We start from the raw sequence: 22,128 nt of genomic DNA on the forward strand, positions 1-22,128 counted from the left end.
TTGTTGATAACAGTCTGGTTGGATGTCTTTTAGTAAACACCAACTACCAATAAATCCATTTAGATATTGTCTAGATGGATTTATTGTTTCATGCGTTTAGAGACGTTGCATTGCAACGTCTCTAGTGTTTGATTAGCTGTAATCAAATTTTTAGTTTTGCCAAACCCAAATAACGGATACCTTCGGGGGAAATGTCAAAACGGCAAGGTAAGACTTCTAAACCAAGAGCGATCGCATCCCGTAATAATTTACCATATACAGGATCTGTGCGATCGCCAGGGGAGAACTCAGTACAATCACTGCGATTGATAAAGTAAAGCATTACCGCACGAGTTAGAGGTAGTAGCGCCATTAGTTCTCGCAAGTGCTTTTGTCCTCTTGTAGTCTCCGTATCAGGAAATAGGGCTAATCTCCCATCAGAAAAAGTTGTATTTTTCACTTCTAAATAAATCGGGCGTTCCTCATCACTCCCCATCAAGAAAAAATCCACTCGACTTTTTTTATCTAGTCCATAAACCACCTCGCCCTTAATTTGACTATAGTCGCCCAATTCTGGGAAAAGGTGTTTCCCCAAAGCTAGCTTTACCACCCGATTGGGTAAAAAAGTATTTATACCTACCCAAGTTGGCTCGTTATCATTTACCTGAATTAGTTCTAAAGTGTAAGCCAATTTGCGGTTAAGATTATCGCTTTTGGAAAGCTGTACCGCACTTTGGGGAGTCGAGACTCCAGTCATTGGCCCTGTATTTGGACAGTGTGCTGTGACTATTTCGCCAGAAGTAAGTTGAACGTCAGCAAAAAACCGCTTGTAGCGTTTTAGCAGAATACCCGGATACAAAGGTGGGTAACGGTAAAGCCAATCAATCATTATGGAACCTTGTTGCTGCTAGTAAATATACGTCGATTTCTTCCCCACCGAACGCCCATCAGCAAATCTTTTCAGCAGCTACTTATACACCTATGAGTACTACTCCACCCTGTGACAGAATTTGACACTGTAAATACCATAAAAAGTCAAGTTTTGTAGTTATTTTAACAATAAATTAATAAAAAGTAGCATATACTAAGTGTTATAAGTCTCCCATAAAAAAATCCGGGAGAATTTCAACGTGCAAGGAGGTAAATCCTATGCAAAAAGTCGGGATAGCAACGGAATTAGAATATGCTTTTCTGTTTACTCTCAGAAAGGTAAATTCGATCAATCCAGAAGGCTTCAAGCCATTTTTTAGTAATATGCCTATTGACCCTTATATCAAAGGCAATTATCGTTCGAGAAGATTATCTCGGTTCACAGTCTCTGGAAATGAGTTAATCAAATTACCTCATGGCTACTTTTTTCAAAGTAAAGAGTATAATCGATTAGTGGGTGATGTAAAAAGAGAGTTTGCAGAATTAGATGATGCACTCATAGAACTTGATATTTTTAGAAATCTTGTCTTAGCATTTAGTGATTCTTGTAAACTTCATCCAGAAGCTGAAATCGGTGTTCATCAAATTAGAATTATTTGTTCACCAGATAATTCAGCTAATCCAGCGCCTGAAGGTATCCATCAAGATGGTACTGATTTTATTGGCATCTTCTCAGTAGATAGAGATAATATTGAAGGTGGAGAAACACATTTGTATACTACCAAAAAAGAAAAGCCTGTATTTAGCAAAGTTCTAAATCCGGGGGAACTATTATTAGTTAATGACCATGATTTTTTCCACTTCGCCAATCCCATAAAACCACAAACTGACGCTCAAGGAAGTTGGGATATTTTTGTACTAACTTCTCCTAGCTTGCTTTCAGAATAATTTTAGTTAACTGTAAATATTTTACAATCTACAAGATATGGGGAATTGAATGTAGTCATTTTCCCAACTTTTTTATTTAAAATTGGAAATAATCGGGTTGATAGTAGTTTATCTAACTTGATGGCTAAAGTTGCCATATCAATTAATAAAGCTGCAATTGCTTCAATTGTGATATCATCTGGAATCGCAAGTGTATCCAGTTCATAGCCACAAACTGCTGAATATACAGCATTTTGCATCTAAATGAAGTACATCCTTACCCCCCTTAATCCCCCCAATGTATTGGGGGGAAATTCCCAATCTAGTTCCCTCCCCTTTCTAAGGGGAGGGTTAGGGAGGGGTATTTTTGTACTTCATTAACTTGCAATCTGCTGTAATAAATTTGTAATATCATCGGTTTGCTAGTTAGCTCTGGTAGCTAATCCAATATCTTCACAAACCCGAAGCATCAGTCTAGAGTAACCATAGATTTTTACTAACACACTTTTCAATATAGCAATCTTAAATGAGTTGTTAAAAATAGTTTTTTAATCGAACCACAGAGACGCAGAGAACACAGAAAGATAATAAATAGTGATTTTCACAAATGATTTAGGACTGATATACACGAGTCAACATCCCATAAATTACGAGAGTTAATGAAGCAAAGCCACGCTGAATACTTAGAATATTAAGGGTGAGTGGATAGGTTAGGCTACGAAGCAAGCCTGCTGGAATTCAACTAACTCAATAAACCAAACAAATGCCATGAATGACGAATTCTACAATAGAGGATTGGAAAAGGCTAGGCGAAAAGACTACGCTGGAGCAATTGAAGAATTTAACCATGCTTTGGAACTAACAGCTTACTTTCCCGAAGCATACTTGCAACGAGGTTTGGCACATTATGACTTAGGAGCAATCCATAATGCTGTTTCAGATTATACCGAAGTCCTGAAGCTTAATCCTGAGAGTGTTGAGGCATATTATTGTCGTGGATTAGCAAGGGTGGCGCTGAAAAATCTGCCAGGGGCGCTGGAGGATGTTGAACGCGCTATTCGTCTGAATCTCAATTATGCTGCTGCTTATAATCTGCGGGCAATAGTGCGGCGGAAACAGGGTTATATTCAAGATGTGATCGCTAACTTTAAAAAAGCTGCACAATTATATTTAGAACAACAGGATAAAGAGAATTGTCGTCTATGTCTAGAACAAATTAAACAGCTACAACCCCAAGAAAAACCTGCCCTTGAGCAATCGCGTTCTACCAATGCGCCAATTTTATCCACCAATGATTATTTTAGGCAATTATTAGAAAAGGCTGAAAAGGGAGATACACAAGAGGCACTCGCCGATTTAAATTGGATATTAAAAGCCGATCCGCAAGATGCCCAAGCTTACTGCTGTCGTGGGGTTGTGCGTTGTAAAATGGGAAATTATCGAGAAGCGATCGCAGATTTTAATCAAGCATTGCGACTAAATTTTCAAGATGCGATTGTCTATCGCAACCGAGGCAAAGCCCGTTCTGTGTTGGGAGATCATCAAGGTGCGATCGCGGATCTTAACCAAGCACTCCAGATGCAACCCGAAGATCCCTTAGTCTATATTGCCAGAGGTAATGCCTATCGGACAACGGGCAATTATCTCGGTGCAATTCAAGATTACACCCAAGCGCTGCAAATTAATCCCGATGATGCTCAAGCTTACTACAATCGCGGCATTGCCTATACTTGTTTAGAAGAAATGCAAAATGCTCTGCAAGATTATCAACGGGCGGCGAGTATCTTTTGTGAACAAGAAGACTGGGTTAATTACCAACAAGTCTTAAGTAGCCTAGAAAAAATCCAGAAATTTAGTCCAGAGCCAAAAAAGCAAAAATATAACTTGCTACGTCAGCGACTTTTGCGAATGGTTGGGGGATATTGGGAAATTGCCGAACGATTAATTCAGCAGAAGCAGGATAATAATCCTGGGATGTTAGACGAGTGGTATTTGCAAAAAGTGATTGATGATTTAGAACGCGATCGCAATAGATAGAATATAAATGCCACTACACACGTAAATTCACCCGTACACTTATCCGGGTGAAAATGCGATTAATCACTTGTTACTTTCTAATGAAACTAGATACACCTTCTTCCGTCAATACTTGCTTTCTGTAGTTACACCACTTCTCCCCCTACTACTCAAGTTAGGAGAGTACTATTTTAAGCGCATGGTTGTAAAGTAATTTAAATTCACATATTGCATTCATATACTTTTAATTAATAATAGGTAATAAGTAATTTATTTCCTATTACCTATTACCCATTACCACTCTTAACTGACTACTGCTTCAGCTTTTTTCTCTACTTTTTCCTTGACTAGCACATATGGCTTTTCTGCGCCTTGTGCCAAATATTCAGCTAGCTGACTTTCAATTTGATCGCGCACAATTTGGCGATATTCTAGAAAATGCTCGTTGTGGGCGCAAGCAGAGATGTAATGCTCAATAACTCCAGGGTTACGCTTGAGAATGCTAAACAAATGGTGCCAGAACTTCCAACGGGTTTCTCGTTTAATGCCTTGTCGCCAAATCACAATCAGCAGGGCTTTTACAACCACCCACTCTGGCATTTTGGCTGGCGCTTTCCAACTCGGCAAACCCATCATTAAGAAACAGCGATAGGTACGATCCAAGTATTGCACTGGGTCGTATAAAGTACAAAATGCTTCAATGTATTCTCTGGCAAGTTCTTCCAGGGGACGGGTAGGGAGGAAGTTCATCAATGTAGTCTGGTTGATGTTCCCATCTTGATTTTCCCGTAGTCGTCCTTCTTTTTTCAGGCGATGCCAAAGCGCGGTGTTAGGTAACGCTTGTAACATGGCAAAGGTTGTAGAGGGAATAGCTGCTTGTTCAGCAAAGCGGACAATGCGATCGCCTGCACCTGCTTTTTCGCCATCAAAGCCGATAATAAACCCAGCCATTGGGCGCAATCCCGCTTTAGTGATAGTTTCCACAGCCTCGGTTAGGGAACTGCGAGTATTTTGAAACTTCTTAGTCATTTGCAAACTATCCTCATCCGGCGTTTCGATTCCTAAAAACACCGCCGAGAAACCACACTCAACCATCAACTCCAACATTTCTGCGTCTTGGGCTAAGTCAATTGAAGCTTCAGTGTCAAATCGGAAGGGATACTTGTGTTCTGCCATCCAGATTTTTAACTCTTTGAGCAACAATTTCACATTTCGTTTGTTGCCAATAAAGTTATCATCCACCATAAACACACCCCGCCGCCAACCCAATTCATAGAGGTAATCTAACTCTGCTAACAGTTGTGCTGGGTTTTTGGTGCGCGGTTTGCGCCCGTAGAGAACAATAATGTCGCAAAATTCGCACTGGAAGGGACACCCGCGCGAAAACTGCACCGACATCATGTCATAGGCATCAAATTCTAATAAATCAAAGCGGGGTATTGGTGTGCTTGTCACATCAGGTTTTTCTGTGGCGCGGAAAGTGCCAGATGTGTCTCCCCTTTTTATTGCCTCAATAAACATGGGCAAAGTGATTTCCCCTTCATCCAGAATCAGAAAATCTGCGCCAACATTTTCAACTTCATGAGGTACAGAGGTGGGGTAGGGGCCGCCAACTGCGACTAACTTGCCACGTTTTTTTGCTTCCTGGATTTGCTCAAGTAAATCTTGTTTCTGGACAATCATCGCCGAGAGGATTACTACATCTGCCCATGCCCATTCTGCTTCTGTTGCTGGGCGAATATTGCGATCAACCAGCTTGAATTCCCATTCTTGGGGTAGAATCGCGGCTACTGTTACTAAACCCAGAGGTGGTAATAAAACTTTGCGATCGACTAACTCCAAGATTTTTTCATAAGACCAAAAGGTTTTGGGAAATATTGGATACACTAACAAGATTCGCATTTAGTATCAATCCTCACACTTTGATTGTTATCCCACTTTAACGAAAATTAAGAGTTATTGACTTTTTATTAAAGTTGTTCTAGTTTATCACTAATATTTTTATCTAAAATTGGAACAAATTAAGAGAATACACCCGTCAAAAGTAAGTGTTTTGCTATAATAACTACACTTAGTAATCACAAGGCTTATCTTCATAATTAGTGTAATTTATTGCACAAACTACTTAGCAGCATCAACACCGCTAATTTTCAAAACATCACTCATGCTTGCACAATAATTTGACAAGCCGAAACTATCAGGATTGATGAATTTTTCGTATGTAAAATGCCGATAGTTCATGCAAAATCGATCCCAAGCGGCCATCCGAATGTGGAACAGAACAATAATCAAATTAGCCAATGCTATAGATATGGGGATGCGAAAGTAAATCTTTTTGCCCAAATAAGCACAAACTTGTTTCACTGCTTGATTAGCAGTTAATGATGCTTGACCTAAAACAAGCCGACGTGGTTGATCATTTTCGGGAGGATGATCAATTAAATATTGCACGACAGTGGCAATGTCTCGTCCGTGGATAAAGTGAAAACTGCCATCTGCTTCCAAAAAGCGAATCAAATTAATATATTTCGTAACTTCTGGAATGCCAGATGTGAGGTGAGAATAGGGTTTCTTGGCATCACCGCCCAACACTAAAGTGGGAAATACTGTGGTAATTTTGGGTGCGATCGCTAATTTCGATATCTTATGTAAGCAGTCATATTTGGAACGAATGTAATCTGTCCCAATTTCCCCGGCTTCTTTTAATGGTTGATTGTAGCGATCCAAAACGCTAGCTGTCGAAAAATAAATCACCTGCTGGCAACGTTCTGGATCTAGCAGTTCAAACAACTCTATAGTCTTGACGACATTAATCTCAAATGTCTGATCACCACCCCAAGCTGTGGCTGTGAGTACCGCCGTATCAATTGTTGATAGTAAATCAGCAAACTGGCGAATGTTTTGCATATCACCTTGCAAAACGTTGATGCCTGAACGTGCGTTGGTATCAACTTGCAGTTTACTTGGGTTCCTAACTAACAGATATAGTTCGTGATCTGTTTCCTTAATTAAGGCTTCTGTTAAATAATGACCTATACAACCACTTGCACCAGTCACTAAAATCCGTTTCTGGCTCATAGAGAATTTATCAAAAGTAAGGAGTTAAAAGTGAAGAGTTAAAAATGGAGTTAAAAGTTCCGAATCAAAAGTTAAAAATAAAGTTAGGAGTTGGAAGTGAGGAGTTAAAATAACTCTGCACCTCACAACTGATAACTTAATAGCTTATAACTCATAACTCTTAACTCTTAACTCGTAACTCATAACTCCTAACTCTTAACTCCTGCAAGATTCAGTTCCTTTGCGGTTTCAAAGAAGAAAGCGACATTTTCTTCTGGAGTTTCTGGTAATACACCATGACCGAGATTGAGAATGTGACCCCAATTGCCAGCTTTGCGAACGGTATCGAGGATGCGATCGCGGATAAACTGTTTAGAGCCGAATAATACGCCTGGGTCAAGATTTCCTTGAACTTTCACTTGTTTGCCCAATCTTGCCCGTGCATCTGCCATATCCACTGCCCAGTCTACACTGACAATATCAGCGCCAGATTGTCCCATTCTTTCCAACACACCTGCACTACCGCTAACTAGCAGAATCAAAGGTGTATCGGGGTGGGTTTGCTTGACTTGCTGGAAAACTCTCTGTTGATAGGGGAGAGCAAAGGTGTCATAATCTTGAGGACTCAATTGACCCGCCCAAGAATCGAACATTTGCACAACTTGAGCACCAGAGTCAATTTGGTAGCGGGCATAGATGGCGATCGCATCTGCTAATTTAGCTAACAATTGATGCAGTATCATCGGCTCGGAAAATGCCATGTTTTTGATGATGGAGTAGGTTTTAGAACCTTTTCCTTCTACTGCATAAGCTGCTAATGTCCACGGCGCACCCACAAAGCCCAACACCGTTGATTTAGAGCCGACTTCAGATCGCAGCGTCTGCAAAATTGTTTTGATAAATGGTAGAGCTGCTTCTGGTTCTAAGGGACGCAGACGATCAATTTGTTCTTGAGTCCGCAGGGGCGAGTGAATAATTGGCCCTTTACCTTCAGCAATGTCCATGTCAATACCCAAACCAGGTAATGGGGTGACAATATCAGAAAATAAAATTACTCCATCTGGTTGGAAGGCTCTCCACGGTTGCAAGGAAACCTCAATTGCTACATCTGGAATTTCCGAGCGATCGCGAAACGAAGGATACTTTTCTCTTAAGTCTCGATATGCTTTCATATATCGTCCTGCTTGTCGCATCATCCATACAGGGGGACGATCTACTACTTCACCACGAGCAGCCCGTAAGAGATGAGGAGTCGTTGAAGAAACACCCATTTATTACTTCATCCTAAAGAGTCACTTTTTTCTGCCACTGTTTAGCTTATCATTATGAATTACACTTTATTAGCTTATTAACAACTTGTCAGGAAAAGGTGAGTAGCAGGGCAAACGCATCTAAAATTACTCTTGATCGCAATCAAGGTTAAGAACCAACGAAAAAATTAGCATTTTTCCTTTGGTTTAGTTTCCAAGACTCAAAGCGATGTCCACGACGAGTTACGCCTAGCTTAAAAAGGCCATTTATGAGCAAATCTAAGGGGCTATTGAGATAAAAGCTTGATTTTACTAGACAAAATTTTGATTCGCTCTATATCAATTTTGAGTAAGTTAGTAAATTAATAAAGCATTATTTGCAATCTTTCTTTACAACGTGTCCCAAATTGCAGGTATCTCAACAGATACCCATAAACACTAATTACCGCCAGAATTGAAGCGGAAATATTAAAAAGTTCGCAAAAAAGCTGTGCCCAACCAAATTTTTTGGTAATAAACATTAGATAACTAGTATAATAAGGCAAAATTCAAAATAAAAAATACTTATACCCTAAGCTTTTTACCCATTCTAGATGGGAGGTTAATTTCTGCCATAACGTATTAGTAGTATTTTAAATATTTTGGATATCAGCGCTCAGTTGGCTTAACTACAACATTAATGCTAGCAAGCGCTACAAGTTATTGTTTTTTTGACTTATCCCATGAAATCATCGTTTTAAGTACCACGTAGAAATGCACCTCTCACTTATGCATGAAGGGAACGCATGAGGAAAAGTGCATGACAAGTAACAGATGTGTCTCTACACCTGGCGTAAAGACATATTCTTAAGGATTTTCAACGAGTATCCTGATAAATTTATGCTTTCACTGTCACTTTCTGTTGTGAGCGTTTGAAGAGTGAAGTCATACCACAAGCACCTATTGCTAACACACCTAACATCGCATTAGGTTCGGGAACGCTCTGGCTGGCTAGTCTATAGGCGTGGTTATCTGTTTCAAAGGCAATACCATCTGAGCGCATCACAACTCGGTCAAATGTTTCTCCTGTTCCAGCTACAAGATTGATAAACATATTAGCTTGAGTGCTAGTCCAACTACCATCAGCTATCGCAGTTGGCACATCTGCACCACTAAAGGTCTTTAACAACTGATTACCTTTGTAAATGTCAATATAGTTGTAACTATCCAATGAGCCTGCATAAAAACCGAAGTAATTAACAGCTTCTTTGAATTTAATATTGACAAAACCACTGTCGCCTGCAACATTACTACCTACTGGAGCAATTGTTAGAAATTTGGTATTATCCCCATAAGGTGAGGCGTATTGACCAGATACACTACCTTGAACAATATTAGTAGTAATATTAGAGTAGGTAACAAATCCATTGGGATCATTTGCTGTGCCATCGTCAAAGGTGATAGTTTTGGTATTAGAGTAGCTAGAAAACGGGCCAGTGTTGACTTGCAGAGTTACGGCACTAGCTGGATTTGCACTGATGACCACAACAGATGTTGCTACTAAAGCCAAAGATAATTTTTGCAGCATTCTAGTAATAAACCTTGAGAAACACAAAGATAATTAAGACTGAACTTTTCTTGAAACCTAGCTATGAAAAACTGATTTTATTACTCCAACAACATAGAATAAAATCACAAAAATTATTATGTCCTTCTAGATGACTGTTGTTGGGTACAACAAGCTCAAAGATGTAAGTTTATCTTGATGCTTTGTAATCCTATTTTGATTTTTTTAACTCGCAAAAGATACGGTATATATACTAAAATATCTTTAAAGATTAAGTGAAGCTTTTTGTGCAATTCTAGTGGGCAGGACAAACGCATCTAAATTACTCTTGATCACAACCAAGGTTAAGAACGAACAAAAGAATCACCATTTCTCGTTTGGTTTAGTTTCCGAAACTCAAAGCGATGTCTACGAGGAGCTACCCCAATATAGCAAGGGACTGGGGACTGGGTGAAAAGCCTTTTTGTGTCTAAGTTTTATCATCTGTTAATGTCTTAACCACCTTGACTGTTGCTATACTTCTGGGTTAAACGGCAATAAAGTTTAGGGTAGGTTGGGTTGAGGAGCGAAACCCAACATTATCAACCGTTCATTGGGTTTCGCCACAGATCAACCCAACCTACCATTCTTATCCGAGAAGTGTTGCGGCCTACCCCCAAACCTTTAGCAATAAGCATAGGTTAATGAGATTGTTTTTAAATTTATTGAGAACAAACTGCAATTATTGACATAAGATGCCCGCCTTAGAGGAGTGGTCAGTGGCGAGTGGCGAATGGAAAATAGGGACTGGCGAGTGAGAAATAGGGTAAAACAAGAATCAATATTTAATTAAGGATTGGGCATTGGGCACTTGTACTGAGCGTACCCCTACGGGGAAGCAAGCTACGCGTAGCGTCTCTAAGAGTTGCCGTAAAGCCTGCGGCATAGCTACGCCCTAAGCGCCAGCCTCTCCAAGAGTTGTATTGGTTATTCTCCCCCTGTATCTCCCTGATCTCCCTATTCCCTCACTCCCCTAACCTCCTATGCAAACTGACTCTAACAGTCCCGATCGTGTTGCATCTGCTAATAGCGAGCCTAAGCCAGGAAAGTTTTTGATTCCGCGATCGCAGCGACAAAGGTTCTTTATTCAGTTTACCTTAATGACCCTGATCGGATGGGTTGTGGGTGGCGTTGCCAGTATCGCCTTAGAAAAAATTATTCTGGAAAGCTTTTCACCTAGTGTTGCTCTCCAACCACAAACATGGAGTATTTTGGTCAGAAGTCTCAGCAACGTTGTATTTGCCGTGATTTTCGCCGCTGACCAAGCCCTTGTCATCTATCGATATTTGCCGGGTTTGCAGTGGATATTTACTACTAGTGTCGGTTGGCTAATTGCCAACGGCGTTTCTACAGCCTGGATTAACTACATTTCATCCATAGCCTCATCGTTAAATGAAACTTTATCTCCTGAACAAACTTTTATTTTTGGATTTCTGTCTGCGATCGCATATATAATTTCTGGTATTTGGCTGGGACTTTGCCAATGGCTAGTACTGAGGCGATATACAGCTAGCATTTGGTGGTGGAATTTTTTACCCTCAATCTCTTTTTTATTAATCACTATTTTGGTTTGGTTGCTTTTTATTGTGCAAAATTTGATTCCAGAAACCTACCGTACTCCCATATTATATTGGAGTGGACAAGGATTTACAGCAGTGATTCTAGGAGCCATACCAGCAATTGGCTTGTGTACATTGAAAAGAAATTTACATCGCAAAACTGGAGTTTCTCCCTGACTTTTATCGATATATTCCATAACCTTAATGTTTATGACTCGCCCGCGCATTCTCCAACCCGGTCAAAGTTTATACATTTAGCAAGTATTTTGAATTACCTTACGGCAAGATATCAAACTTTATCGCGTTCCAGAAGGTTTGGAAGAATTAGTGCGAGTGCTTGTAGGGATTCTTACCAATGCTAATAGTTAATTATGTACTCAAGCCACTGCACTTTAGAGGGTACCACGAGTTCCCCAATTTCTAGTACCCAGTCCCATTTATTTACCATCCCAAATAAGGTCTAAACGCTCTTGTGCTATTTTGAGAGCTTTTTCGGGAGACTCACCCAGCAATGTAGCTTCTATAGCTCGACCAAGACTATCAGAAAGACGACTATATCCAGCAATAATCGGTCGAGCGCCAGCCAAGGGAATTTGTTTCATAAACACTTTTAACCAAGGTTTTTGGTTGATAAATTGCTGATAAGCTTCACTTTGAGCAGCTTTAAAATTAATTGGTAAAAAACCGGTTCCAATACTCCATTCTTTTTGGAATTCTTCACTCAAAACATATTCTAAAAACTTGAGTGCAGCTTCTTGTCTAGCTGGCGTTGTCTTCATCACATAGAGATTTCCGCCACCTGTCACCGTAGCTTGACCAACATTTGCAGGTATGGGAAATGCGTCGTAATCAACTTTCGATTTAGTTATATAAGTCCAAGGCCCTGTAATTTGCATAGCAACACGACCCGCTATAAAAGCGTCCTCTTCATAACCCCGTTCTGGAGAAGAAAGCATTGCTGAACCATCTTTTAATAGCTCTTGCCAGAATTGTAAAGCTTTCAGCGCTCCAGCATTTGTTAAATCTGGTCGGTTATTTGTTAGTACTTCTCCGCCGGCACTCAATAAAAAAGGAAACCAGCTAAAAACTGTCCATTCTCCCTTCCCCAAAGGCAGTATAATTCCGTACTGTTCTGGTCGGTTGTCGCCGTTGCGGTCTATGGTTAATTTTTTGGCAACTTGCCTCAATTCTTCCCAAGTTTTGGGTGTTTGCGTAATTCCCGCAGCTTCAAAAAGCTTAGGTCTATAAAAAATACCTATATTGCTTGTATATAATGGGGCTGACCAAAGATGACCATCTAATTGCAATTCTTCAAGTAGGTTAGGTCTAATTTCTGCCTTTAATGGTAATTTTTCTAGCCAATCTTCTAAAGGTATAATTGCTCTTAAATCTGCCAACTGACCTGTAATTTGCGGGTAGAATGCCAGGATATCTGGAGGCACATTACCCACAACTGCTGTTAATATTTTTGGCAATTGAGGTTGAGCTAAGAAGACAGATTCTACCTGGACATTGGGATGAGTCTGATTAAATTTGTCTACCAGTTTTTCAAACACATCCCGATTAGTAGGGGGATTGATTGCTTGCCATAGAGTCAAATGAATTACTCCGTCGTCCTTCTGTGTTATTCCCTGACAACCAGATAAAAATATTAAATACGAACTTAGGACAATCCCTAGAAGTAATATCTGCCAAATAGAAGCAAGAAACCGACGAGAATAATGGCTTATTTGGGATAGAAATATGATATTCTTCATACCAGGTAATTAATAAAATTAAGAAATATTCTCTAAGAGGTTGTTTGAAAAGTGTTTTGCTGTGACTTTAGACACTTTGAGATCCCCCCTAACCCACGCCAGTCGCTCCACTTAAAAAGGGGGGAACCGGAATCAAAGTCCCCCAATTTATCGGGGGATTTAGGAGGAGCTAGAACTTTTGATACCGAGAACAGGACTTTTCAAACATCCTCTAAAACACTTTTGGTAATACTAGTTTCTGCTCTTGTATAAATATAAGTTTGAGGTTCGCTTATTTTTTCTGTTCTGAATATTTTTGCTGCTCGATACCAAAAGTCTGTATCCTCTCCGTAGGCAATATTATTAAATCCTTTTACCTCAAAAAATACCTGTCTCTTACCAAAAAATGTTGGGCCTAAAACACATTCTCGAAGATTAATTGTTTGACCTGGTTGAAAATAATCTGCAACTAAAACCTCTTCTTCTGTTGCGAATCCACCTTCAATCAAATCAATTTCTGGATTAGCTTTCATATATTCAATTCGCGCATCCAGATGATTGACTTTGTAAGCATCATCACTATCTATAAATGTTAGATGTTTGCCAAAAGATGCCTGGATGCCAGCATTTTTTGCATACCACAACTTCCTGTTTTGATGTTTCAAATACCGGATATTTTGAAATTTTTGAATATAAGGATTGACAACTTCAAAAGTATTATCTTGGCTGCCATCATCAACTATAATCAGTTCCCAGTTGTTAAAACTTTGAGCAATCACACTATCAATACAATTGTTTAGATATTTTGCCCGATTATAGCTACATAGAATAATTGATACTTCATGAGTAAAATCAAAAACTATAGTTTCCATTGTTAAATTATTATCAATCGTATTGGTCACACAAAAATCCAAATAATCAAGTATGATTTTTAGATTACTTAGGAGGAGAATACTAAACTGAATCTTACATAAACAAATTTGTTAACAGGCTGAAAAATTACTTTTTAACTGTGTAAATTTACAAATTCATGCATAATATCATTATAATTATAAACTAGGAGACTAAGATCAAAGTTTTCTCGGACGTATTCTACAATATTTTGGCGATAATATTGGTTTTTCTCAATCATCTCTGTAATTGTATCAATAACGATTTTTTGAGCTTCTGGTCTAGTGTCATTTAAAATATTATCTGGCAAAACTCTAATGAATTCTTTCTGATGTAAATTTGCACTAGCAGATTCAGAAACAACGATACATAAACCTGCTGCCATTGCTTCTAATACCACAAGTGGTGCAACTTCTCCTTCACTAATTAAAACTAAACAGCTATAATTTGTGAGACAAGAATAAACTTGTTCTAAACTCCATACACCTAAATGTTTTGTTGTTGTTCCTTCAACAAAATCAGGATCATCTAGAGGGCCAACAAAATCTATTTTAATATTTCTGTCTATGATTTTTGCCAGTAATTTTTGCTGTTTTCTTGGTTGAATCCAACCTAAACAAATAGCTTTATTATTTCCTTGAGCTTGAAAATTTACTTTCTGAGTATCAATACCATTCACTTGCACTGATATATATCCAGAATATCCTGATTTCAAGAAAAAATCTTTGGTTAAATGAGATAGGGCAATTATCCCAGGTGCATTAAAATAATGTTGGTATGCTTCTCTAAATTCTTCGTTCCATTTATCTGTTCTAAACAGATAACCATCATGGCAGGTGAAACAATACTTTTGTTTAAGGTTTCGATTAAATTCACTTACAAAACTGTAGGCGTGTAAATGTACAAAGTCATAATTATTATTATTGATATATTCTATTACTTTGTTAACATCTTTGTCATTTAAGATATCGACTTGATCCCCAATTTTATCTAAACAGTTTTTATACTCATTTATCACAGTTAAAACAGAATGTGATAAAGGAGGTTCGGGGATATAACCCCAAGCAACAAGAGCAATTTTCATAAATAATTTAATTTTTTCTCACACATAGATTTACTTTTCAGCCAAAATACAAGTTGCAACGGGATAATCTGGATGATAAGCGTCTAGTTCTTCAGATGTCAGTTCTTCTACGGCTATTCCATGATAAGAGGCTATTACAGTGCTAGGGTTGCCATAGACATACAACTTATGTTGAGAGAAATTTTTATACATCCAGGCGAAAGCATCAGGTAAAGGCCGCCAATAATCAACGGGAGTAGCATGAACTCTAATGGCACTTGGTACCATCGCAAAACATTTTCCACCGGGTTTTAGCCAAGTGTGGATGTTTTCTACTGCTATCCAGGGGGCATAACAATGTTCTAAAACATTAAAAATTATTACTGAATCAAAAGATTCTGGTTTGATAACAGAGACATCGTGAACATCCCCAACTATATCTACTCCTGGCCCTGGTTCTAAGTTGAGAATCTGATATGATGTGCCTGGATTAATTTGATAGAAATCTTTATCTTTTGGTGTTCCTCCTATTTCTAAAATATTGCCACCAATTTGGGTTTGAATTTCTTTAAGGAATTTGCTGAGATAGTATCTATCGACGGGTGTACCTCTTGTCAATCCAAATGCTTGGCAAATGGGAACTGTTTTTTTCAAATCACCCCAATCTATTGAACCTGTAGCAGGAGATAGTAAACCAAGATTTTCTAGGCGTTCTACTAATTTACGAAAGTCTTCTATATTTTCAATAGATTTTAGGTCATCTTCTAATTGATATTGGGAAAATAATTGTAGCAATACTTGATAACTTTCCCTACTTAAAAAACCAAGTTCATATTGCATTTCCTTTTCGATAAAACTCCGAAAGCCTTTACCAAAAATTGTGAGGCTACCATCTGCTAAAAAAACTAGAGCATTTTGAAGAAGCTGCTCATATTTTTTTAGCTCTTGAATTACTTTGTTTGCTATAGGTTCTAATTGAATTTTTTGAAATATTTGGTAAGCTTTATCTAAAGAATGTTCGTGAATAAATATTTCCAGTATTGCCAACCATGATTTGGACGGAATCATTTCTGCTGTTCGCTGACTCCAAGCAAAAATTGCATATAACTGTGAATCTTCAACTTTTAAAAAGGCATTAGGTACATATTGTTTTGGCATACAATTAATAACTCAAAATTTTCTAATAAGAAGGATAATTTCGGTATTACAAACTATTTTGGATTTTCTCTATAATGACATTGTATTTTTCCTACCCACGCCTATGACACCAATTTAGTAATTCTGGAAGAAGCTTTTCTCCCAAAATTGGAATTTGCCAGAGCATTTAGAACATTATTCTGTGAGTGGATTATGACTTTTTAATCAGAAAGTGCATCTGATTTTAACTTAATGTGGATGTGCGATCGCTAATATTCCCGCATCCCCGTCTAAAGTTGCTTCTACACCTACTGGTAATGCTGCATTGGGACTATCATGACCAAAGGGTAGATTAGAGACAATCGGAATATTTAAATCGCCCAAGCGATCGCGCAATACTTCTTCTACACTAAAGCTGGGCACTGTTGGCGGCGCTTCACAGCGAGTAAAACCCCCCAAAGCAATACCGCAGACTTGAGACAAAGCACCGCTCAAACGCCACTGTGTCAGCATTCTGTCAATCCGATAAGGTGTTTCCGTAACATCCTCCAAGGCCAGAATTACACCATCCAGATGCGGCAGGATTGGTGTACCTAAAAGGTGAGTTGCCACCGTGAGATTACCTGGTAACAAAGTGCCATTAACTGCACCGCCACCCCAACCGCAACCTTTAAGAGGGGCGAGAGGGCGACCTTCTACCCAATCGAATAATCGCTCAATTGACCAATCTGGCTCATCTACCAAAGTCGTCAGTACGGGAGCGTGAACGCCAGAAATTCCTGCTATATAAAGGCTCCATAATAAAGCTGTGATATCAGAAAATCCGATGAGCCACTTGGGAAGTCCTGAGTTTGGCCAATTCCAATCTTCTAAGATACGGGTGCTGCCAAAACCGCCTTTGGCACAGAGGATACCACGACAATCAGGATCTTGCCATGCTGTTGCGAGCTGGTGACGACGGTTTTCATCTGTCCCCGCCAAATAACCACATTGGTCATCTATCTGGGGAGTGATTTCTACTCGATAACCACGCGATCGCCAAATTTCTACACTCTGCCCAAATGCCTCAAATTCTCGTAAAGCACCACTAGGGGCAATTACTCGTAGTAAGTCTCCAGGTTTCAGGGGCGGTGGTAGGATTTTGGATGGCATGAAAAAAGTTAGGAGTGAAAAGTTAGGAGTTAAGAATAAGAACTATAACTCGTAACTCCCATAAAATTTTGTTGAATAATTAGAGGACTTACGCAAAAATTGCCAAAAAGCTTAATTTATCGAACCGCCAAGACGCCAAGAGCGCCGAGAATTCGTAGAGTGTGGGTAAGTCCTAAATTAGAGTGAGGATTAGACAAACCGGAAAGAAACGTTTGCGGTCAAAGGTTCTGGTAGTGGTTTTCCCTGTGCTTGGTAATCTTCAATCAAAAGTTCCAGCATTTCCTCACCATTATTGAGAGCATCCGCATAGGTATTTCCATGAGTGTGTGCATAGGGGCCAAACTCAGGTAGGGTAACAATGTATTTTTTATTTTCCATCGACCACTGAATTACAATACTATATTGTGGTTTCATTCCTGTTCTCCTTTGTCTTCTTCCTCCAGTAGTTTTATTTCTATGAGCGCATTTATAACATCTTTTTCCTGATAACGATCCGCATCTGCTCCATCTTTGCCAGACAAAGTGAGGCTGAAAAGTAGCAAAGGATGGCTCCATACTGTATGACTGCCTTTGCCGCTTCTATAAGTAAATCCAGCTTTGAGGAGCATTGCTTTTAGTTCCCAAATTTTCTTGGGCACTGTTAGAAATTTCTGATCTATAGCAGTCCTAAATCATTTGTGAAAATTATATGTCTCTTTCTTCTTTCTTCCCTTTGCGTCCTTGGCGTTCTTGGCGGTTCGTTTCATTATCTACATTTTTCACAACTCAGATAGGATTGCTATAGCTACAAATATTTTGTCATGATTATCTGGGAAAATCTCAGACCGGCAGGAACGATACAGTAGATGTTTTCAATCAGCAGTGCTAGCTTTTTGTGGCAAAAGATAAATACCCCCAGAGATTAATGTTAAGCCCACAGAAATCCAAAAGGCAATCAGAGAGGCAATTTGCCACACTTCAGGTAGGGGTGCAATCAGAAGGGCGATCGCGATTATTTGACTAACAGTTTTGAGTTTACCCCAAATATTTGCTCCGGTAATCGTTGTTTGATTCACCCGCCAACCAGCGATCGCTAATTCCCGCGCTAAAATCAGGAATACTCCCCAAGCCGGCACTTTTCCCAGTTCAATAAAAACCAGCAACGGCGCAAGTACCAGAAGTTTATCCACTAAGGGATCAAGAAATTTACCCAATTCACTAATTTGGTTGAGTTTTCGCGCCAAATAGCCGTCTAACCAATCAGTCAATGCAGCAATGAGAAAAATCGCCAAACATATCCACTTAGCTTGAGGTGTAGGATTATATAAACCGTAAAGCAGAAATGGTATCCCCAATAGGCGAGAGAAGGTAATCCAGTTGGGTATAGTCATAGAGAATTCAAAACTCAAAATTAACAAATGTAAAGCAACAAGCAGCCAAGCAAATATGCAAAATCTATGCAGATTAGTGTATCTGAGTCTGCCTGCGTGGGAAAATCTGTTTTCTGTAGCTCTCTTAAAACAATACTATGACTGAACACACAGACTCCCAATTCCGCATCGAACGCGATTCGATGGGCGATCGCCAAATTGCTAGTAGCGTTTATTACGGTATTCAAACGCTGCGGGCAATCGAAAATTTCCCAATTAGCGGCATTAAACCTTTACATACTTACGTAGATGCTGGACTAATTATTAAAAAAGCTACAGCAATTGTGAATGGTGAACTGAATTGCATTCCTCAAGATATTAGTCAGGCGATTGTCCAAGCAACTGATGAAATCTTAGCTGGGAAGTTCCGGGATCAATTTGTCGTGGATGTTTATCAGGCGGGTGCTGGAACATCCCACCACATGAATCTCAACGAAGTTCTGGCAAATCGTGCCTTAGAAATTCTTGGTGAAGAAAAGGGCAATTACAAACGTGTAAGTCCTAATGACCACGTTAATTATGGTCAGTCTACCAATGATGTGATTCCTACTGCAATTCGCATTGGTGGTTTATTGGCATTATCCAAGACATTACACCCAGCAATAGATGGGGCGATCGCATCCTTAGAAAACAAAGCTGTAGAATTTCAAGATATCGTCAAATCTGGCAGAACCCACTTACAAGACGCTGTACCCGTGCGCTTGGGTGAGAATTTTCGGGCTTGGGCGCAAATTCTCACAGAACACCAAAATCGGATTTACACCGCCTCTGGTGATTTGATGGTGCTAGGTTTGGGAGGTAGTGCAGCCGGAACCGGGTTAAATACTCATCCTTTGTATCGCGCCCGTGTAGTAGAAGTTCTCTCAGAATTGATTGATACTCCCCTAGAACCTGCGCCCCACCTCATGGCAGCAATGCAGAGTATGGCACCATTTGTAAATGTTTCCGGTGCTTTACGCAACTTAGCGCAGGATTTAGTCAAAATATCTCACGATTTACGGCTGATGGATTCGGGACCAAAAACTGGCTTGAAAGAAATTCAACTCCCTCCAGTGCAACCCGGTTCCTCAATTATGCCAGGGAAATATAACCCAGTGATGGCAGAGATGACATCAATGGTGTGTTTTCAGGTGATGGGTTACGACAGTGCGATCGCTTTAGCTGCACAAGCCGGACAATTAGAATTAAATGTGATGATGCCACTGATTGCCTATAACTTGATTCACAGTATCGAAATTCTGGGTAATACCATCGCTGCACTCACCGAACGCTGCATCCAGGAAATTACAGCCAACCGGGAACGTTGTTTAGCATCCGCTGAAGGCAGTTTAGCTTTAGTAACCGCACTAAATACCCACATAGGTTATTTAAATGCCGCAGCTGTCGCTAAAGAATCTTTAGAAACTGGCAAATCCCTGCGCCAAATTGTTTTAGAACGAGGATTGATGAGTGAAACAGATTTAGCCACAGTGTTAAATCTAGAACAAATGAGTGGTATTTTACCGCTGAGAACAGAATAATAGGGTATTGGGGACTGGGGACTGGGGACTGGGTATTGGGTATTGGGTACTAAGAAAGTATTCCTAAATATTTATTTCCTAGTCCCCAGTCCCCAGTCCCTAGTCCCCAGTCCTCTATCTATACCATGCAGATTCAAAAACCATCTGTTAGTCTCATTCGGGCTACATCTTACGAACGAGAGGCTTTACGAGAATCCTTAGTCATTCTCCTGGAACCTTTTGGAGGAATAGCAGCGTTTGTGAAAAAAGGCGATCGCGTTTTACTCAAACCTAATCTACTTACAGGGACGCGTCCTGGTAAAGAGTGTATCACCCGTGCCGAACTAGTTTACGAAGTTGCCCAGATGGTAATTGAGGTTGGCGGTAAGCCATTTTTGGGCGATAGTCCTGCTTTTGGCAGTGCCAAGGGCGTAGCAGTGGCAAATGGCTATTTGCCTATTTTAGAAGAACTCAATCTTCCCATCATCGATTTTCATGGTCAGCGTTACCAAACCGTTAGCGACAATTTTAACCATCTGCGGTTGTCTAAAGAAGCAATGGAAGCAGACGTAGTGATTAATCTACCGAAAGTGAAATCACATATGCAGTTAACATTGACACTGGGTGTAAAAAACTTGTTTGGTTGCGTCCCTGGCAAAATGAAAGCTTGGTGGCACATGGAAGCTGGAAAAGACGCGAATAGATTTGGTGAAATGTTAGTAGAAACTGCCAGGGCAATTAACCCTAACTTAACCATATTAGATGGCATCATCGGTCATGAAGGAAATGGCCCTAGTAATGGTGAACCTCGCCACCTGGGCATTTTAGCAGCCGCATCAGATATATTTGCTCTAGATCGGGCAATGGTAGAAATCCTTAATGTCCCTCCTGAACAAGTGCCCACAGTTGCAGCTTCCCAAAGGCTAGGAGTTTGTCCAGAACTTGCTGCCATAGAGTTTCCGCATTTAAGTCCTGACTTATTAAAAATAGAAGATTGGCGGCTACCAGACAAGTTGATGCCCATCGATTTTGGTATGCCCCGCGTCATTAAATCTACGTTTAAGCATCTTTACACCCGATTTATCAAGGAACCAATGAGTGTTTACGGAAGGAACTAGTACCGCAAGGCGGAAGTCAAAAGTCAAAAGAATTGTATTCCGGCCTTTAGCGCCATTTGAAATGGTATGTTTATTTCCGCCGTGTTGTACTAGGGAGTGGGAGAGATAAGGGAGACAAGGAGAATAACCATGCCCCATACCAAATGCCCAATCCCTAATTTACAAGTGCAAACTTCGTTACAGCAATTTCATTTATTAGCAGAGTAATCTGTAATTACCCTCCGATTGCTTAACCAGACTTTAACCAGACCGCCCTATCATAGTTAGTGGCGGTTTTTTTGGCTGATTAATTTGTTATGTAATTTCTCGTCTTAGATTTTGATTTATCCAAAAACTTATATGGATTTAGGATCTAAAAATTGGGATTGGGTATTTTGTTCAGATATGAGCAAAGTTTGGCTATAACCCGCTACAGGTCTACGCCACCTTCTAAAACGCTCTTTACTCTACCTATATATAGATTGACAAAATTCCTGTGATATTACATATATTTTAAAATTTAAACTCTAAATATTTGTTTAGTGGTATCACTGAATCCATGCTGCACAACACAGTTGATGTATCTGTATTTATTCGGTAGTTATAATTGGTTACAAAAATCATTTTTACCATTTATTCTGTGGTGCCAAATATTTTGTGTATAACTACTGTATAACAATCAAAAGGACTGACAGATATTCAGTGCTTTCGCGGTTTTGTATTCTGTATTACAAATTAGCAATTCCAGTAAAATCACCTTATCAAAGGCGTTGTAGGATGTTATAATCATGAAGTATCGGACAAATACATTTTGCTAATTAATCTTTAAACAGCGAAAAAATGTGATTTATGATGCTGTTAAAGTTGGCTTTAGGTATGCAAACGTTTACACTATACAGGG

The 22,128-nt window shown here is 39.6% G+C and carries 18 protein-coding genes and 1 pseudogene; 5 read left to right on the forward strand and 14 right to left on the reverse strand.

Features of this window, described 5'->3' with window-relative positions:
* Positions 1–142: 142 nt before the first annotated feature.
* A complete protein-coding gene (sfsA, locus tag V7K35_RS16930) occupies positions 143–868 on the reverse strand; it encodes a DNA/RNA nuclease SfsA (protein WP_335080387.1) in 726 nt (241 codons plus the stop codon).
* Positions 869–1,128: 260 nt separating this feature from the next.
* Between sfsA and V7K35_RS16935 the strand changes: the two genes are divergently transcribed.
* Positions 1,129–1,797, forward strand: coding sequence for a 2OG-Fe dioxygenase family protein (locus V7K35_RS16935; RefSeq protein ID WP_335080388.1), 669 nt, complete (start codon positions 1,129–1,131; stop codon positions 1,795–1,797).
* Positions 1,798–1,799: 2 nt separating this feature from the next.
* Here the strand turns inward: V7K35_RS16935 and V7K35_RS16940 are convergent.
* Positions 1,800–2,024, reverse strand: a pseudogene (locus tag V7K35_RS16940) (DUF711 family protein); the annotation flags it as partial.
* Between the two features lie 520 nt (positions 2,025–2,544).
* Between V7K35_RS16940 and V7K35_RS16945 the strand changes: the two are divergent.
* Positions 2,545–3,813 carry a tetratricopeptide repeat protein gene (locus tag V7K35_RS16945; RefSeq protein ID WP_335080389.1) on the forward strand — a complete coding sequence of 423 codons (1,269 nt, stop codon included), beginning with the start codon at positions 2,545–2,547 and terminating at the stop codon, positions 3,811–3,813.
* A gap of 282 nt (positions 3,814–4,095) precedes the next feature.
* Here the strand turns inward: V7K35_RS16945 and V7K35_RS16950 are convergent, their stop codons facing one another.
* From V7K35_RS16950 to V7K35_RS16965, 4 genes are all read right to left on the reverse strand, one after another.
* Positions 4,096–5,694 carry a B12-binding domain-containing radical SAM protein gene (locus tag V7K35_RS16950; RefSeq protein WP_335080390.1) on the reverse strand — a complete coding sequence of 533 codons (1,599 nt, stop codon included), beginning with the start codon at positions 5,692–5,694 and terminating at the stop codon, positions 4,096–4,098.
* Between the two features lie 219 nt (positions 5,695–5,913).
* Positions 5,914–6,870, reverse strand: a complete 957-nt coding sequence (locus tag V7K35_RS16955; RefSeq protein WP_335080391.1) for an NAD-dependent epimerase/dehydratase family protein — start codon at positions 6,868–6,870, stop codon at positions 5,914–5,916.
* Positions 6,871–7,058: 188 nt separating this feature from the next.
* Positions 7,059–8,120, reverse strand: coding sequence for a uroporphyrinogen decarboxylase (gene hemE / locus V7K35_RS16960; protein ID WP_335080392.1), 1,062 nt, complete (start codon positions 8,118–8,120; stop codon positions 7,059–7,061).
* 856 nt (positions 8,121–8,976) lie between these two features.
* The gene (locus V7K35_RS16965; RefSeq protein ID WP_334796456.1) at positions 8,977–9,666 is read right to left on the reverse strand and encodes an Npun_F0296 family exosortase-dependent surface protein; all 690 of its coding nucleotides are present in this window, start codon (positions 9,664–9,666) and stop codon (positions 8,977–8,979) included.
* Positions 9,667–10,667: 1,001 nt separating this feature from the next.
* Here V7K35_RS16965 and V7K35_RS16970 point away from each other — a divergent pair.
* Positions 10,668–11,420 (forward strand): hypothetical protein, encoded by a 753-nt coding sequence (locus V7K35_RS16970; protein ID WP_335080393.1) that lies wholly within the window; start codon positions 10,668–10,670, stop codon positions 11,418–11,420.
* A gap of 260 nt (positions 11,421–11,680) precedes the next feature.
* Here V7K35_RS16970 and V7K35_RS16975 read toward each other — a convergent pair whose 3' ends face one another.
* The 8 genes from V7K35_RS16975 to pgsA form a co-directional block, all read right to left on the reverse strand.
* Positions 11,681–13,000 carry an ABC transporter substrate-binding protein gene (locus V7K35_RS16975; RefSeq protein WP_335080394.1) on the reverse strand — a complete coding sequence of 440 codons (1,320 nt, stop codon included), beginning with the start codon at positions 12,998–13,000 and terminating at the stop codon, positions 11,681–11,683.
* 200 nt (positions 13,001–13,200) lie between these two features.
* Positions 13,201–13,851, reverse strand: a complete 651-nt coding sequence (locus tag V7K35_RS16980) for a glycosyltransferase family 2 protein (protein WP_335080431.1) — start codon at positions 13,849–13,851, stop codon at positions 13,201–13,203.
* Between the two features lie 134 nt (positions 13,852–13,985).
* Positions 13,986–14,954, reverse strand: a complete 969-nt coding sequence (locus V7K35_RS16985) for a glycosyltransferase (protein ID WP_335080395.1) — start codon at positions 14,952–14,954, stop codon at positions 13,986–13,988.
* Between the two features lie 30 nt (positions 14,955–14,984).
* Complete coding sequence (locus V7K35_RS16990) at positions 14,985–16,091, reverse strand: class I SAM-dependent methyltransferase (protein WP_335080396.1); 1,107 nt, start codon at positions 16,089–16,091, stop codon at positions 14,985–14,987.
* Between the two features lie 228 nt (positions 16,092–16,319).
* Complete coding sequence (locus V7K35_RS16995; protein WP_335080397.1) at positions 16,320–17,222, reverse strand: S66 peptidase family protein; 903 nt, start codon at positions 17,220–17,222, stop codon at positions 16,320–16,322.
* A 189-nt stretch (positions 17,223–17,411) separates the two neighbouring features.
* Positions 17,412–17,636, reverse strand: coding sequence for a type II toxin-antitoxin system HicB family antitoxin (locus V7K35_RS17000; protein ID WP_335080398.1), 225 nt, complete (start codon positions 17,634–17,636; stop codon positions 17,412–17,414).
* Positions 17,633–17,860, reverse strand: coding sequence for a type II toxin-antitoxin system HicA family toxin (locus tag V7K35_RS17005; protein WP_335080399.1), 228 nt, complete (start codon positions 17,858–17,860; stop codon positions 17,633–17,635). The genes V7K35_RS17000 and V7K35_RS17005 overlap by 4 nt, the downstream gene beginning before the upstream one ends.
* Positions 17,861–18,073: 213 nt before the next feature.
* Entirely contained in the window at positions 18,074–18,592 is a 519-nt protein-coding gene (pgsA, locus tag V7K35_RS17010; protein WP_335080400.1) for a CDP-diacylglycerol--glycerol-3-phosphate 3-phosphatidyltransferase, read from the reverse strand.
* A 137-nt stretch (positions 18,593–18,729) separates the two neighbouring features.
* On the opposite strand from pgsA, the gene V7K35_RS17015 reads away from it, so the two are divergent.
* Both V7K35_RS17015 and V7K35_RS17020 read left to right on the forward strand, forming a co-directional pair.
* Complete coding sequence (locus V7K35_RS17015) at positions 18,730–20,151, forward strand: aspartate ammonia-lyase (protein ID WP_335080401.1); 1,422 nt, start codon at positions 18,730–18,732, stop codon at positions 20,149–20,151.
* 125 nt (positions 20,152–20,276) lie between these two features.
* Positions 20,277–21,248 (forward strand): DUF362 domain-containing protein, encoded by a 972-nt coding sequence (locus V7K35_RS17020; protein ID WP_335080402.1) that lies wholly within the window; start codon positions 20,277–20,279, stop codon positions 21,246–21,248.
* Positions 21,249–22,128 lie beyond the last annotated feature (880 nt).

Origin of the sequence: Nostoc sp. (genome assembly GCF_036917275.1) — a bacterium.
Classification (GTDB): domain Bacteria; phylum Cyanobacteriota; class Cyanobacteriia; order Cyanobacteriales; family Nostocaceae; genus Nostoc.

Coding starts and splice junctions, on each gene's coding strand:
- V7K35_RS17000 (WP_335080398.1), bottom strand. CDS start 17,636: ATGAAACCACAATATAGTATTGTAATTCAGTGGTCGATGGAAAATAAA.
- V7K35_RS16965 (WP_334796456.1), bottom strand. CDS start 9,666: ATGCTGCAAAAATTATCTTTGGCTTTAGTAGCAACATCTGTTGTGGTC.
- V7K35_RS16945 (WP_335080389.1), top strand. CDS start 2,545: ATGAATGACGAATTCTACAATAGAGGATTGGAAAAGGCTAGGCGAAAA.
- pgsA (WP_335080400.1), bottom strand. CDS start 18,592: ATGACTATACCCAACTGGATTACCTTCTCTCGCCTATTGGGGATACCA.
- V7K35_RS17020 (WP_335080402.1), top strand. CDS start 20,277: ATGCAGATTCAAAAACCATCTGTTAGTCTCATTCGGGCTACATCTTAC.
- V7K35_RS16980 (WP_335080431.1), bottom strand. CDS start 13,851: ATGGAAACTATAGTTTTTGATTTTACTCATGAAGTATCAATTATTCTA.
- V7K35_RS16935 (WP_335080388.1), top strand. CDS start 1,129: ATGCAAAAAGTCGGGATAGCAACGGAATTAGAATATGCTTTTCTGTTT.
- V7K35_RS16975 (WP_335080394.1), bottom strand. CDS start 13,000: ATGAAGAATATCATATTTCTATCCCAAATAAGCCATTATTCTCGTCGG.
- V7K35_RS16995 (WP_335080397.1), bottom strand. CDS start 17,222: ATGCCATCCAAAATCCTACCACCGCCCCTGAAACCTGGAGACTTACTA.
- V7K35_RS16950 (WP_335080390.1), bottom strand. CDS start 5,694: ATGCGAATCTTGTTAGTGTATCCAATATTTCCCAAAACCTTTTGGTCT.
- V7K35_RS16955 (WP_335080391.1), bottom strand. CDS start 6,870: ATGAGCCAGAAACGGATTTTAGTGACTGGTGCAAGTGGTTGTATAGGT.
- V7K35_RS16990 (WP_335080396.1), bottom strand. CDS start 16,091: ATGCCAAAACAATATGTACCTAATGCCTTTTTAAAAGTTGAAGATTCA.
- V7K35_RS16985 (WP_335080395.1), bottom strand. CDS start 14,954: ATGAAAATTGCTCTTGTTGCTTGGGGTTATATCCCCGAACCTCCTTTA.
- V7K35_RS16970 (WP_335080393.1), top strand. CDS start 10,668: ATGCAAACTGACTCTAACAGTCCCGATCGTGTTGCATCTGCTAATAGC.
- hemE (WP_335080392.1), bottom strand. CDS start 8,120: ATGGGTGTTTCTTCAACGACTCCTCATCTCTTACGGGCTGCTCGTGGT.
- V7K35_RS17015 (WP_335080401.1), top strand. CDS start 18,730: ATGACTGAACACACAGACTCCCAATTCCGCATCGAACGCGATTCGATG.
- sfsA (WP_335080387.1), bottom strand. CDS start 868: ATGATTGATTGGCTTTACCGTTACCCACCTTTGTATCCGGGTATTCTG.